This is a genomic window from Pseudomonas sp. MWU16-30317 (genome assembly GCF_020515695.1).
Taxonomy (GTDB): Bacteria; Pseudomonadota; Gammaproteobacteria; order Pseudomonadales; family Pseudomonadaceae; genus Aquipseudomonas.
The window spans coordinates 14,219-29,353 of record NZ_JAIWJA010000007.1 but is presented as its reverse complement, the minus strand read 5'-3'; the positions used below and the strand labels follow the sequence as shown (position 1 = coordinate 29,353).

Below are 15,135 nucleotides of genomic sequence, written 5' to 3'. Positions count from 1 at the left end.
AGGCCGACCCGACCACTGCCAATCCCACCGCCAACCCCACCAATAAGTCCCGCCGCATCCATCACTCGATCCGGCTAATTTTCTTCGCGCCTCACCCGTCTTCACCTCCATGAAAATACGGTTGCCCGTTCCCGGTCAGCCGTTTCGCACCCATGGAAATGAGGACAGGTACCGCGATGGCCAACTTCTTCGAACGCCCGACTTCTCTGGCTCACGCACTGCTGCGTCATGCCGCAACACGGGCGGATGAGCCGGCCCTGCGCTTCCTCGATGGCCACAGTGACGACGGCCTGGTGCTCACCTACGGCCAGCTCGACCAGCGCGCCCGCGTCATGGCTGCCGCCCTGACACAGCGTGCCGAGCCGGGCGAGCGTGCGCTGTTGCTGCTGCCCAGTGGCCCGGACTACGTCGCGGCGTTTTTCGCCTGCCTGTATGCCGGTGTCATCGCCGTGCCGGCCTATCCGCCGGAGTCGATGCGCCCGCAGCACCTGGAACGCCTGCTGTCGATCATCGACGACGCCGAGCCGGGGCTGATCCTCACCACCGCGCAGTTGCTGCCGGCCCTGAGCGAGCTGACCTTGCCAGGCGACACCCGCATGCCGACGCTGCTGGCGGTCGATCAGCTCGACGCCGAACAGGACGAGCGCTGGAGCGGCGACGGCGCACGTGCGCAAGACATCGCCTTTTTGCAATACACCTCTGGCTCCACCGCCACCCCCAAAGGCGTGCAGGTCAGCAATGGCAACCTCGAAGCCAACGCCTGGTTGATCCGCCAGGGCTACGAGATCGACAACGATGACGTGATCGTCAGCTGGCTGCCGCTCTACCACGACATGGGCCTGATCGGCGGCCTGCTGCAGGGCATCTACAGCGGGGTGCCGGTGGTGCTGATGGCGCCGCAATACTTCCTCGAACGGCCGCTGCGCTGGCTTGACGCGATCAGCCGTTACCGCGGCACCATCAGCGGCGGCCCGGACTTCGCCTATCGCCTGTGCGTCGAGCGGATCGCGGATAACAAGTTGGCGGGGTTGGACCTGACGCACTGGCGTGTGGCGTTCTCGGGCTCGGAGTTGATTCGCCAGGACAGCCTGCAGGATTTCGCCAAGCGTTTCGGCGCCTGTGGTTTCGATGCCAATGCCTATCTGGCCAGTTATGGGCTGGCCGAGGCGACGCTGTTCGTCACCGGCAGCCGCCCGGGGCAGGGCATCGATGCGTTGCAGCTGGACGCTAGCGCGCTGGCCCGGCATGAGGCCAAGGTCGGCCAGGGCGTGCGCCTGATGAGCTGCGGCTGGCCGCAGCCCGAGCATCCAGTGATGATCATCGATGCCGTCACCGGCGAGCCCTTGGCCGATGGCTGCGTGGGCGAAATCTGCAGCGCCGGGCCGAGTGTTGCCCAAGGTTACTGGCGCAACCCCGAGGCCAGCGCCAAGGCGTTCATCCCGCGCGATGGCAGCACCTGGCTGCGTACCGGCGATCTGGGTTTCATGCACGGCGGGCAGTTGTATGTGAGCGGGCGGATCAAGGACATGTTGATCATCCGTGGGCAAAATCTGTATCCGCAGGATATCGAGCGCACGGTCGAGACGCGGATCGAGGCGGTGCGCAAGGGCCGGGTGGCGGTGTTTGCAGTAGACGCTTCGCGGGCAGAGCCCGCTCCCACAGGGAATGGTGTTGGAGCGGGCGCTGCTCGCGAAGCGTTTGGGATTGCCGCAGAAATCAGCCGGCGGGTGCAGAAGCAGTACGCCACCGATGACTTGATCGCCGCCATTCGCGCGCAGGTCGCCGAGGTCCATCACGAGGCCCCCGCCGTGGTGCTCTTGCTCGAGCCCGGCAGCCTGCCCAAGACCTCCAGCGGCAAGCTGCAGCGCGCCGCCTGCGCTGCGCAATGGCGCGAGGGCAGCCTGCCGTGCGTGGCGCAATGGCAACTGGGCGAGGTGCACACCGGGGCTGTTCAGGATCAAGGCAAAGCGCTGCCCGAGCACATTGCGCGACTGTGGCGCGAAACCCTCGGGGTCGAGACGCTGGAGCCCGGTGCGAGCTTTTTCGCCCAGGGCGGCAACTCCATTCAGGCAATTCAGCTGATCGCCGAGTTACGCGACGCGCTGCGCATCGACCTCGAACTGCAGACCCTTTATGTAGCCCCTGACCTTGGCGCCTTCACCGCGGCCGTGCAGGCACTGCGAGCCGACCGCTCAGCGTCGACCCCGCAGAAAACACCGCGCAACTCCGATCAACCGCTGCCACAAACCCCGGCGCAAAGCCGTCTGTGGCTCCTCTGGCAACTGCAACCCGACAGCCCGGCGTACAACGTTCCCGGTGGCCTGCGCTTGCGTGGCGAGCTGGATCGCCCGGCCCTGACCCGCGCCTTCGCGGCCCTGGTCGAGCGCCATGAAGCGCTGCGTACTCGCTTCTACCAGGACGGCGACTGCTGCTATCAACGCTTGGGCGACGGCAGCGAGTGGGCGCTGCAGTACGATGACCTCGTCGGCACTGCGCCAGACGTCGCCACCCTGCAGAATCAGGAAGCCGCCATCCCCTTCGATCTCGAACACGGCCCCTTGCTGCGAGTGCGCCTGATCCGCCTCGACGACCAGGATCATCTGCTGCTGGTGACCGTGCACCACATCATTGCCGATGGCTGGTCGTTCGGTATTTTGCTCGACGAGTTCGCGCGCTTGTATGCCGCCTTTAGCAGCGGTGAGACGGCCTCGGTGCTCGCGCCATTGCCGATCAATCACGGCGACTATGCTGCGGGGCTGAGCGACGCTGCGCTGGACGACGCGGCCGTCAGCCGCGAGCTTGCCTACTGGCGCGCCACCCTGGGCGGCGAGCATGAGCCGCTGGCCTTGCCGCTGGATCACCCGCGCGGCTTGCAGCCATCGCCGGCCGAACGCTTGAGCCGTCCACTGCCCGCGGCGCTCGGTGAACGCTTGCAAGCCCTGGCCAAAGCCCAGGGCGCCAGTACCTTCATGCTGCTGTTGGCGGCCTGGCAGTTGCTGTTGCAGCGCTACAGCGGTCAGGCCGATATCCGTGTCGGGGTGCCCAATGCCAACCGTCAGCAGCGCCACAGCCAAGGGCTGGTGGGTTTTTTGATCAACACTCAGGTGCTGCGCGCGCAAATCGATACGCGCCAGTCCTTCGCCCACTTGCTGGCGACGGTGCGCACTCGCGTGCTGGAGGCCCAGGCCAACGCTCGGCTGGACTACCAGCAGGTGTACGCGGCCTTGGGCGACGATGCCGGTTTTGAGGTGATGTTCAACCATCTGCAGCGCGACACCAGCGCCTTGCGGAGGCTGCCGGGGCTGTTCGCCGAGGAGTTGCCGTGGCACAGCCGCGAGGCCAAGTACGACCTGCAGTTGCACAGCGAGCAGGATCAGCAGGGGCGCATCCGCCTGTCGTTCGACTACGCCACGCAGCTGTTCGAGCGCGCCACGGTCGAGCGCCTTGCCGAGCAGTATGTCGCGCTGGTGCAGCGGCTGTGTGATCAGCCGGACACGGCGCTGGACGAACTGGCGTCGCTGACCGACCACGACGCGCAGCAGTTGCTGGCGTGGGGCGAGAATCCACAACCCGCACCGACCTGGCTGCTGCCGCAACGCTTGCAGGCACAGGCCCACGCCACGCCTGAAGACATCGCCTTGGTGGTCGGCGCGCGAACCTTGAGTTACCGCGCGCTGGATCAGTTGTCCAATCACCTGGCCCAGCGCCTGCGCGAGCAAGGTATCGGCCCCGAAGTGCGCGTCGGGGTACTGGCGGAGCGCTCGCTGGAACTGATGGTGGCGCTGGTGGCGATCGTCAAGGCGGGCGGCGTCTATGTGCCGCTGGACCCGGATTATCCGCGCGAGCGTCTGCAATTCATGCTTGAGGACAGCGCGATCACCTTGTTGTTGGGTCAGGCGCAGGTGCTGCAGGCCTTCGAGGTGCCGGACGGTTGGTCGACCCTGTCACTCGACGCGGTGCTGGACGAAGCGTTGCTCGAGGTGCCGGTGGCGGCGCCAACCTTGGCGTTGCACGCCGATAACCTCGCTTACATCATCTACACCTCCGGATCTACCGGGCGGCCGAAGGCGGTGGGCAGCACCCACGGCGCATTGGCCGAGCGCTTGGCGTGGATGCAGCGTGAGTACGCCATCGGTGGCCGCGATGTGCTCCTGCAAAAAGCGCCGTTGAGTTTCGATGTGTCGCTGTGGGAGTGTTTTTTGCCGCTGATCGCGGGGAGCCGTCTGGTGTTGGCCGGCAAGGATGAACACCGCGATCCGCAGCGGCTGGTGCAATTGGTGCGCGAGCACGGCGTGACGGTCGTGCATTTTGTGCCGCCACTGTTGCAACTGTTTGTGGATGAAGCGCTGGTTGGCCAATGCTCCAGCCTGCGTTTGCTGTTCAGCGGTGGCGAAGCGCTGCCGGCCGATCTGTGCCGCCGGGTGCATGAGAGGTTGCCTCAGGTGGCACTGCACAACCGCTACGGGCCGACGGAAACGGCCATCAATGTGACCCATTGGCAGTGTGTGGCCGATGATCTCGGGCAGCCTGCGCCGGTCCCTTCGCGGGCAAGCCTTGCTCCGACAGTGCAGGGCGCAACACTTCAGGGGGTCACAGCGTCAGCCAATCCAGAGCCGGACACTGGTGGGAGCAAGGCTTGGCCGCGAAGAGGCCTGCAAGACCATCGCACACCCGCAGCCAGAATCCCCATCGGCCGCCCCCTCAGCAATGTCCTCACCCAGATCCGCGACAACGACTGGCAACTATCTCCCACCGGCGCCCAAGGTGAACTGCTGCTGGGCGGCACCGGCCTAGCGCGCGGCTACCTCGGCAGGCCAGCCCTCACCGCCGAGCGCTTCCTGCCCGCCGACGGCGGTGGTCGCCTGTACCGCAGCGGCGACCTGGCCCGCTGGCGTGCAGACGGCGCCCTGGAGTATCTCGGCCGCCTCGACGAACAAGTCAAGCTGCGCGGCGTGCGCATCGAGCTCGAAGAAATCCGCAACGCCCTGCTGGAACAACCCGGCGTCCGTCAGGCCGCAGTGATCCTCGCTGACGGCGTCGGCGGCGGCCAACTGCTGGCCTATCTGGTGGCCGAGGGCGAAGAGTCCGCCGCTGCCTTGGCCAGCCGCGTGCGCACGGCCCTGCAACAACGGCTGCCCGAACCGATGATCCCGGCGCATATCCTGCGTCTGCCAGCCTTGCCCCTGAGCCCAACCGGCAAGCTCGACCGCCGCGCCTTGCCGCAGCCTGAAGCCGCGCTTCGCGAGTACCGCGCGCCCCGCGACGCGCGCGAAATCCAGCTGGCAGCGATCTGGGCCCAGGTGCTGGAGCTGGAGCGCATCGGCCTCGACGACGACTTCTTCGAGCTCGGCGGCCACTCGCTGCTGGCCACCCGTATCGTCTCGCGCACGCGTCAAGCGTTTGCCGTCGATCTGCCCCTGCGGGCGCTGTTCGAGTCTCGGCGCTTGGTGGATTTCGCCACCTGGGTCGCACGGGCCCAACAAGACGGGCGGGTCGACGGGCAGGGCGTCATCGAACGGGTCGACCGCCGCCAGCGCGTGGCATTGTCCTATTCCCAGCAACGCATGTGGTTCCTTTGGCAACTCGACCCCCAGAGCCCGGCCTACAACGTCGGCGGCATGGCGCGGCTGCGCGGCACGCTCGATGTCGACAGCCTGGAGCGTGCATTGCAGGCGCTGATCCAGCGCCACGAAAGCCTGCGCACCACCTTCCCGGCACAAGACGGCAAGCCCTGGCAGCAGGTGTCGAGCCAATCCGATGTGGCCATGCAGTGGCTGGACCTGTCCAGCGAACCCGAAGCGCACCGCCAGGTGGCCATTCAGCGTGTGGCCGAAGAGCAAGCCCACGCCCCCTTCGATCTGGAGACCGGGCCGCTGCTGCGCGTGTGCCTGGCCAGAAGCGCCGAGCGCGAGCATCACCTGCTGCTGACCTTGCACCACATCGTCACCGAAGGCTGGGCGATGGACATCTTTGCCCGCGAACTGTCAGCGCTGTACGCCGCCTTCGTCGATGAGCGCGAATCACCACTGGCGCCGCTGCCGGTGCAGTACCTCGATTACAGCCATTGGCATCGTCAGTGGCTTGAAGGCGGCGAAATGCAGCGCCAGCTCGATTACTGGCGCGCGCAACTGGGCAGCGAGCAACCCTTGCTGGCGCTGCCCAGCGATCGACCCCGGCCGGCGGTGCAGAGCCATCGCGGCGAGCTGCATCGTTTTGATCTGGACGCCGAGCTGGCGACCCAGGTGGCGCGCTTCAACAGCAGCCGCGGCCTGACTTTGTTCATGACCATGAGCGCCGCCCTGGCCGTGCTCTTGTACCGCTATAGCGGCCAGGATGACCTGCGTATCGGCGTGCCGCTGGCCAACCGCATTCGTCCTGAAAGCGAAGGCCTGATCGGCGCCTTCCTCAACACCCAGGTGCTGCGCATTCGCCCCCACGGGCAAATGACTGTCAGCGAGCTGCTGGCCCAGGTGCGCCAGGTGGCGATCGAGGGCCAATCCCATCAGGACGTACCCTTCGATCACCTGGTCGAAGCCTTGCAACCGCAGCGCAGCGCCGCCTGGAATCCGCTGTTCCAGGTGATGTGCAACGTGCAGCGCTGGGAATTCCAGCAGCAGCGCGAGCTGGCCGGTGGCGTGCAGGTCGACTATCTGGTCAACGACGCGCGGGCGACCAAGTTCGACCTCAACCTGGAGGTCACCGACTTCGACGCGCAGCTGCGCTGCTGCCTGACCTACAGCACCGACCTGTTCGACGCGGCGCGCATCCAAGCCATGGCCGAGCACTGGCAACGCTTGCTGCGCAGCATGCTCGCCGACCCCGAGCAACGCCTCAGCGAATTGCCGCTACTCAGCGCCGACGAGCACCAGGCGCTGGTCGCCAGCGGCCGTGGCGAGGTGCTCGATAAAGTGCCTGCCAGTGTTCACGCACTGTTCCAGCACCAGGCGCACGCAACCCCGCATGGCCTGGCCGTGACCTGCGCCGGGCAGTCGCTGACCTACGCCGAACTCAACGCCCAGGCCAACCGCCTGGCCCATCGCCTGATCGAACTGGGCGTCGGGCCTGAGGTGCGTGTGGGCCTGGCCCTGCGTCGTTCGGTGGACCTGGTGGTCGGCCTGCTGGCGGTGCTCAAGGCCGGTGGCGCCTACGTGCCGTTGGACCCGGAATACCCGCTGGAGCGCCTGCGCTACATGATCGAAGACAGCGGCATCGCCGTGCTGCTCGGCCATGACCAACTGCTCAGCCAACTCGCGCCGTTGCCGTCCCATGTGCAGCCCTGGAGCCTGGAGCAGCAACGCGCTGGACTGGGCGCCTATCCCAGCGATGATCTGCCTGAACGCAGCCAGCCGCAGCACCTGGCCTACATGATCTACACCTCCGGCTCCAGCGGTTTGCCCAAGGGTGTGACCGTCGAGCAGGGGCCGCTGGCCATGCACTGCCTGGCGGTGGGGCGCTTGTTCGAGACCAGCCCGGCTGACCGTGAACTGCACTTTTATTCGATCAATTTCGATGCCGCCAGCGAGCGCCTGCTGGTGCCGTTGCTGTTCGGCGCCGAAGTGATCCTGCGCGAACAAGGCCAGTGGGATGCCGAAGCGATCTGCGCGCTGATCCGTGACCGGCGCATCAATGTCCTTGGTTTCACGCCGAGCTATGGCGGCCAGCTGGCGCAGTGGTTGCGCAGTCGTCACGAGCAGCTACCGGTGCGCCTGTGTATCACCGGCGGCGAAGCCCTGACCCCGGACCATCTGCACGCGCTGCGGGAAAGCTTCGCCCCGCAAGCCGTGTTCAACGCCTACGGGCCCACCGAAACCGTGATCATGCCCATGGCGTGCGCAGTGCCGCAAGCGCTGCCAGCCGGCGCCAGCAGCGTGCCGATCGGCACGGTGGTCGGCGCGCGCCAGCTGTACGTGCTGGATGCCGACCTGGCGCAACTGCCCGCAGGCGCCGTGGGTGAGTTGTACGTCGGGGGCTACGGCCTGGCCCGTGGTTACCACAGTCGCCCGGGCTTGAGCGCCGAGCGCTTCGTGGCCGACCCGTTCGATACCCAGGGTGGCGCGCGGCTGTACCGCACCGGCGACCTGGTCAGCCAGCGCGCGGACGGCCAACTGGAGTACCTGGGGCGCATCGACCAGCAGGTCAAGGTGCGTGGTTTTCGCATCGAGCTGGGCGAGATCGAAGCCCGTCTGCTGGCCCACGAATCGGTACGTGAAGCCGTCGTGCTGGCCGTCGACGGCCCATCGGGCAAGCAACTGGTGGGCTACCTGCTGGCCGAACCGGGCCTGGAGTCCGCCGCCTTGCGTGAAGTGCTCAAGGCCCATCTGCACAACGGTCTGCCCGAGCACATGGTGCCAACGCACTTGCTGGTGCTGGAGCGCTTCCCGCTGACCGCCAACGGCAAGCTCGACCGCCGCGCCTTGCCGGCCCCCGACTTCAGTGCCGCGCAAGAGGCTTATCAGGCGCCGGGCAATGCCATCGAACGCGGTCTGGTCGAGGTCTGGCAGGCCGTGCTGGGTGCGGCGCGGGTGGGTATCGATGACAACTTCTTCGCCCTGGGCGGTGATTCGATTCTGTCGATCCAGGTGGTCAGCCGCGCTCGTCAACGGGGTATTCATTTCAGCGCCAAGGACCTGTTCCAGCACCAAAGCGTGCGCACCCTGGCGGCGGCCTCGACCCTCAGCGAACGCCTGAGCATCGATCAAGGCCCGGTGACCGGTGCCACCGCGCTGACGCCGATCCAGCATTGGTTCTTCGAACAGCAACTGGCCGCGCCGCAGCACTGGAACCAATCCGTGCTGATGCAGGCGCTGCAGCCCCTGCAACCGGCGCTGCTGGAGCAGGCGTTGCAAGCGCTGCAGGTGCACCACGATGCCCTGCGCCTGAGCTTCGATCACGGTGGCAAGGGCGCGCCTTGGCGGGCGCAATATCGGCCTGCCGATAGCCAGCAGCCCTTGCTCTGGGTCCGCGAGGCGAGCAGCGCCGAGCAGCGCCTGGCGCTGTTCGAACAGGCGCAACAGAGCCTCGATCTGCAGCAAGGCCCGCTGTTGCGTGCGGTGCTGGTGCCAGGCACGCCGGAGCGTGTGCTGCTGGTGATCCATCACCTGGCAGTGGACGGCGTGTCGTGGCGGGTGCTGCTGGCAGATCTGCAGCATCTCTACTGTCAGCTCGAACAAGGCCAGGCGCCGCAACTGCCGACCAAGACCAGCGCCCTGCGTGACTGGGCCCAGCGCCTGCACAGCTATGCCAGCAGCGAATCGCTGCGCGAAGAATCGGGCTGGTGGCAAACCCAGCTGCAAGGCGTCGACGGCGAGTTGCCGAGGGATTTTCATGACACCGCCAACCTGGAGCGCGACGCCAGCAGCGTCAGCGTCACCTTGGATGCCGAGGTCACTGGCCGCCTGTTGCATCAGGCCCCGCAAGCCTATCGTGCGCGCACCGAAGACCTGCTGCTCAGCGCCTTGGCCAGCACCCTGTGCGCCTGGACCGGGCAGACCTCGGCCTTGGTGCAACTCGAAGGCCACGGCCGCGAAGAGCTGTTCGACGATATCGATCTGAGCCGCAGCGTCGGCTGGTTCACCAGCGCCTACCCGCTGCGCCTGACGCCCGGCGCCAGTACCGGCGACACCCTCAAGGCTATCAAGGAACACCTGCGCAGCGTGCCGCACAAAGGCCTCGGCTACGGCGTGCTGCGCTACCTGGCCGACGACGCCAGCCGTCAGGCCATGGCGGCCTTGCCCCAGGCGCGCATCACCTTCAACTACCTGGGCCAGTTCGATCAGGGCTTTGCCGACGACGCGCTGTTGCGTCCGCTGCAAGAAGCCGGCGGTGCCCAGCATGCCAGCGACGCCGAGCTGCCCAACTGGCTGAGCGTCGACGGGCAGGTCTATGGCGGGGAATTGACCCTGCGCTGGACCTTCAGCCAGCAGCTGTTCGATACCCAGACCATCAGCCGACTCGCCGAGGCTTACCGGCGCAACCTCGTCGCGCTGATCGACCACTGCCTGCTACCCGAGAGCGGTGGCGTGACGCCGTCGGACTTCCCGCTGGCACGCCTCGATCAGGCCCAGCTCGACGCCCTGCCACTGCCGTTCAAGGCCATCGAAGACGTGTTCCCGCTGACGCCGATGCAAGAGGGCCTGCTGCTGCACACCCTGCTGGAACCGGGCACCGGCATCTACTTCATGCAGGATCGCTACACCATCGACAGCGCCCTGGACGTCGAGCGTTTCGAGCGTGCCTGGCGCGCCGTGGTGGCGCGCCACGAAGCCCTGCGCGCCTCGTTCAGTTGGAACGCCGGTGAGCAGATGCTGCAGGTGATTCATCGCGGTGACGGCGACGGCGTGGAGTTCCTCGACTGGAGCGCGCTGCCCGCCGAAGGCCACCAAGCGCGCCTGCAACAGCTGCTCGAAGCCGAGCGCCTGGCCGGCTTCGCGCTGCTGGAGCGCCCGCCGCTGCGCCTGCGCCTGATCCGTCTGGCGCCGGAGCAGCACTGGTTCATCATGAGCAACCACCACATCCTGATCGATGCCTGGTGCCGTTCGATTCTGATGGGCGACTTCATGGTCATCTATCAGGCGCTGGAGCAGGGCGTCGACGCGCAACTGAGCACACCACCGCGCTACCGCGAGTTCATCGCCTGGCTGCACCATCAAGGCCTGGAGTCGTCGCAACGCTACTGGCGCGAGACGCTGGCCGGCTTTGCGCGACCGACGCTGATCCCCAGCGACCGGCCGATCCTCCACGACAACGGTGGCATGCAGGTCGGCGACGTTTACCGGCGCTTGCAGCCCGAGCAAGGCGCGCGCCTGCGCGAGTTGGCCCAGCGCCATCAATTGACCGTCAACACCTTCGCCCAGGCGGCCTGGGCGTTGGTGCTGCGCCGCTACAGCGGCGAGCGCGACGTGCTGTTCGGCGTCACCGTGGCCGGGCGCCCGGCCAGCCTGCCGCAGATGCAGGAATGCGTCGGACTGTTCATCAACAGCATCCCGTTGCGGGTGCGCATGCCGGATGTCGGTCAGCCGTTGCGCGTGCGTGGCTGGTTGCAACAGCTGTTCGAGCGCAACCTCGAGCTGCGCGAACACGAGCATCTGCCGCTGGTGAGCATTCAGGCGTGCAGCGAACTGCCCAAGGGCCAGCCGCTGTTCGACAGCCTGTTCGTGTTCGAAAACGCTCCGGTCGACGCCACGGTGCTGCAAGGCGCCCAGGGCCTCAACGCACGCTCGGAGTCCGGCCGCACCCACACCAACTACCCGCTGACGGTAGTCTGCTATCCGGGTGACGACCTCGGCCTGCACCTGTCCTACGACCGCCGCTTCTTCGACGTGGCGACCGTCGAGCGCCTGCTCGGCGAGTTCCAGCGTCTGTTGCTGGCGCTGGTCGACGGCTTCGAACAGGACCTCGTCGCGCTGCCATTGCTGGCCGCGGATGAACACTGCTTCCTGATCGAAGAGTGCAACCAGAGTGCGCGCGACTACCCGTTGCAGCAGGGTTATGTGCCGCTGTTCGAGGCGCAGGTGGCGGAGCATCCCGAGCGCATCGTGGCGGTCTGCGCCGGTGAGCAATGGCAGTACGCCGAGCTCGATCGCTACGCCAATCGCCTGGGCCAGGCGTTGCTGGCGGCCGGTGTGCAACCTGATCAGCCGGTGGCCTTGCTGGCCGAGCGGGGCTTGCCGTTGCTGGGCATGATCGTCGGCAGCCTCAAGGCCGGCGCCGGTTATGTGCCGCTGGACCCGGCCCATCCACCGCAACGCCTGGCGCGCATCCTCGAGGTCAGTGCCGCGCCGGTGATGGTGTGCAGCGCGGCGTGTCGGGCGCAGGCCGAGCAGTTGCTCGACGAGCTGAGTTGTGCCGGGCGGCCCCGGTTGCTGGTGTGGGACGAGGTACAGGAGGGTGACGGCGAAGTGGCTGCTCCCGGCATCGCGGTGACCGGCCAGCACCTGGCCTATGTGATCTATACCTCCGGGTCCACGGGGGTGCCCAAAGGCGTGGCGGTGAATCAGGCCGGCATGCTCAACAACCAGTTGAGCAAGGTGCCGTATCTGGCGCTCGATGAGCACGACGTGATCGCCCAGACCGCTTCCCAGGGCTTCGATATTTCCGTGTGGCAGTTCCTCGCCGCTGCGTTGTGCGGCGCCCGCATCGAGATCGTCCCCGATGCCATCGCTCATGATCCGGCGGCGCTGTTGCGCCATGTCCGCGACACCGGCATCACCGTGCTCGAAAGCGTGCCGTCGCTGATTCAGGGCTTGCTGGCCGAAGCGCCTGCCGAGCTTGAGCGCCTGCGCTGGCTGCTGCCCACCGGTGAAGCGATGCCGCCGGCGCTGGCCCGCCAATGGCTGCAACGCTACCCGTCGGTAGCGCTGGTGAACGCCTACGGCCCGGCGGAATGTGCCGATGACGTGGCGCTGTTCCGCGTCGACGCGGCCTCCAGTGCCGGCAGCTATCTGCCCATCGGCAGCGCCACCGACAACAACCGTTTGTACGTGCTCGATGACGAATTGCACCGCGTCGCGTTGCTGGCTCAGGGCGAGCTGTTCATCGCCGGTACCGGGGTAGGGCGCGGTTACTTGCGCGATCCGGCCCGCACGGCGGCGAGTTTCTTGCCCGACCCGTTCGGCACGGGCGGCGAGCGCTTGTATCGCAGCGGCGACCTGGCCCAGCGGCGCCTCGATGGCGTGCTGGAGTACGTGGGCCGGGTCGACCATCAGGTCAAGATTCGTGGCTATCGCATCGAGCTGGGCGAGATCGAAGCGCGCCTGCGTGAGTGGCCGTCGCTGCGTGATGCGGCGGTGGCGGTGCAGCACGCGGCCACCGGTCAGTACCTGGTGGGCTATGTGGTCAGCGATCAGCCGAGCCCAGACTGGGAAGCGCTCAAGGCGCACCTGAGCCAGAGCCTGCCGGACTACATGGTGCCGCGCCATTGGCAGGCCCTGGCGCAGTTGCCGCTCAACGCCAATGGCAAGCTCGATCGCAAGGCGCTGCCGGCCCCGGATTTCAGCGCCACGCAGCACTATGTGGCGCCGAGCAGCGAGCTGGAACAGACCCTGGTGCAGATCTGGAGCGAGGTGCTGGGCGCCCCCCGAGTGGGCGTTACCGACGACTTCTTCGACCTCGGCGGCCACTCGCTGCTGGCCACGCAGATCGCTTCGCGGGTGCAGCAGGCGTTGCAGCGCAGTGTGCCGCTGCGGGCGATGTTCGAGTGCAGCACCGTGCAGGCGTTGGCGCGCTATATCGACGGCCTCGATGGCAGCGCGTTGACCGAGCAGAAGGTCAGCCGCATCGACGACCTGATGGCTCGGTTGGAGGCGTTGTGATGCGGACCCTGCTTGCCAGTCACCTTCAGAAAACCAACCCACCCTCGGCTTTTTAACTTCTCTTTCAGGAGCATGACCATGAGCACAGTGTTAGCCGAAAGCCCCATCGCCCACGAAGCAGACAAGGACTACCACTTCGAGGACAGCCCCATCCTGGCCCGGCAAAAGCTGCAGGAGTCCAACGCCCGCAGTTATCCGCGGCGCCTGCCGCTGGCGCTCAAACGGGCCCGGGGCATTCATGTCGAAGACGTCGAGGGCCGCACCTTCATCGACTGCCTGGCCGGCGCCGGCACCATGGCGCTGGGCCACAACCACCCGGTGGTCATCGACGCCATTCGCCAGGTGCTCGATGACGAACTGCCGCTGCACACCCTCGACCTCAGCACCCCGGTCAAGGATCGCTTCGTGCAGGACCTGTTCGCCGCGCTGCCGGCATCGTTCGCCACCAAGGCGAAAATCCAGTTCACCGGCCCCACCGGCACCGACGCCGTCGAGGCCGCCCTCAAGCTGGTGCGCATGGCCACTGGGCGCAGCACCATCCTGGCCTTCCACGGCGGCTATCACGGCATGAGCCAGGGCGCGCTGAGCCTGATGGGCAACCTCAAGGCCAAGACGCCCCTGGGCGCGATGGTCAGCCAGGGCGTGCAGTTCATGCCGTTCCCCTACGACTACCGTTGCCCGTTCGGCCTCGGCGGCGTGCCCGGGGTCGAGGTCAACCTGCGCTACCTGCGCAACCTGCTCAACGACCCGGAAAGCGGCGTGCAGGCGCCGGCCGGGGTGATCCTCGAAGTGGTGCAAGGCGAGGGCGGTGTGATCCCGGCCGCCGACATGTGGCTGCGTGGCGTGCGCGAGATCACCGCCAAGGCCGGCATTCCGTTGATCATCGACGAGATTCAGACCGGCTTCGGCCGCACCGGCAAGCTGTTCGCCTTCGAGCACGCGCACATCGTCCCCGACGTGGTGGTGCTGTCCAAGGCCATCGGCGGCAGCCTGCCGCTGGCGGTGATGGTCTATCAGGACTGGCTCGACACCTGGCAGCCCGGTGCCCACGCCGGCACCTTCCGCGGCAATCAGATGGCCATGGCTGCGGGCTCTGCGGTGATTCGCTACATCGAAGAGCACCGCTTGGTCGAACATGCCACCAGCATGGGCCAGCGCCTGCGCACGCAGTTGCTGGACCTGCAAAAACGCGTACCGCAGCTGGGCGACGTACGCGGCCGCGGGCTGATGCTCGGCGTCGAGATCATCGACCCCCACGCCGCGCCCGACCCCCTCGGCCACCCGGCCGCCAACACCGCCCTGGCCAGCCGCATCCAGCGCGAGTGCCTCAAGCGCGGGTTGATCATCGAAGTGGGCGGACGCCACAGCAGCGTGGTGCGCTTTCTGCCGCCGCTGATCATCACCGCCGAACAGATCGATGAGGTGGCGCGGATCTTCGCCAAGGCCGTGACTGGCGCCCTGACCGGCGCCTGAACAGCTTCGCGGGCTCCGTCCGCGAAGCCTTTGACTTAATTTTCAAAGCCCTCATTCGTCTTGATTAAACGCGGCCCCTGCGTCGCATCCACCCTCAAGGAGCAACACTATGACCTCGGTATTCGATCGCGAAGACATCCTCTTTCAAGTCGTGGTCAACCACGAAGAACAGTACTCCATCTGGCCTGACTACAAGGAAGTCCCCAAAGGCTGGCGCACCGTCGGCAAGAGCGGCTTCAAGAAGGAGTGCCTGGCCTACATCGAAGAAGTCTGGACCGACATGCGCCCCCTGAGCCTGCGCAAGCACATGGAAGAGCAAGCGCGCCTGCGCGAGAATCAAGGCGTGCACTGA

At 66.6% G+C, this 15,135-nt stretch carries 3 protein-coding genes; all 3 read left to right on the top strand.

Annotated features, from left to right (window positions below):
* Positions 1–176: 176 nt before the first annotated feature.
* The 3 genes from LIX93_RS19350 (at position 177) to LIX93_RS19340 (ending at position 15,135) form a co-directional block, all read left to right on the top strand.
* Positions 177–13,310 (top strand): non-ribosomal peptide synthase/polyketide synthase, encoded by a 13,134-nt coding sequence (locus LIX93_RS19350; protein WP_226505673.1) that lies wholly within the window; start codon positions 177–179, stop codon positions 13,308–13,310.
* Positions 13,311–13,382: 72 nt separating this feature from the next.
* Positions 13,383–14,783, top strand: a complete 1,401-nt coding sequence (locus LIX93_RS19345; protein ID WP_226505672.1) for an aspartate aminotransferase family protein — start codon at positions 13,383–13,385, stop codon at positions 14,781–14,783.
* Between the two features lie 109 nt (positions 14,784–14,892).
* On the top strand, positions 14,893–15,135 hold the full coding sequence (locus tag LIX93_RS19340; RefSeq protein WP_226505671.1) for an MbtH family protein: 243 nt from the start codon (positions 14,893–14,895) through the stop codon (positions 15,133–15,135).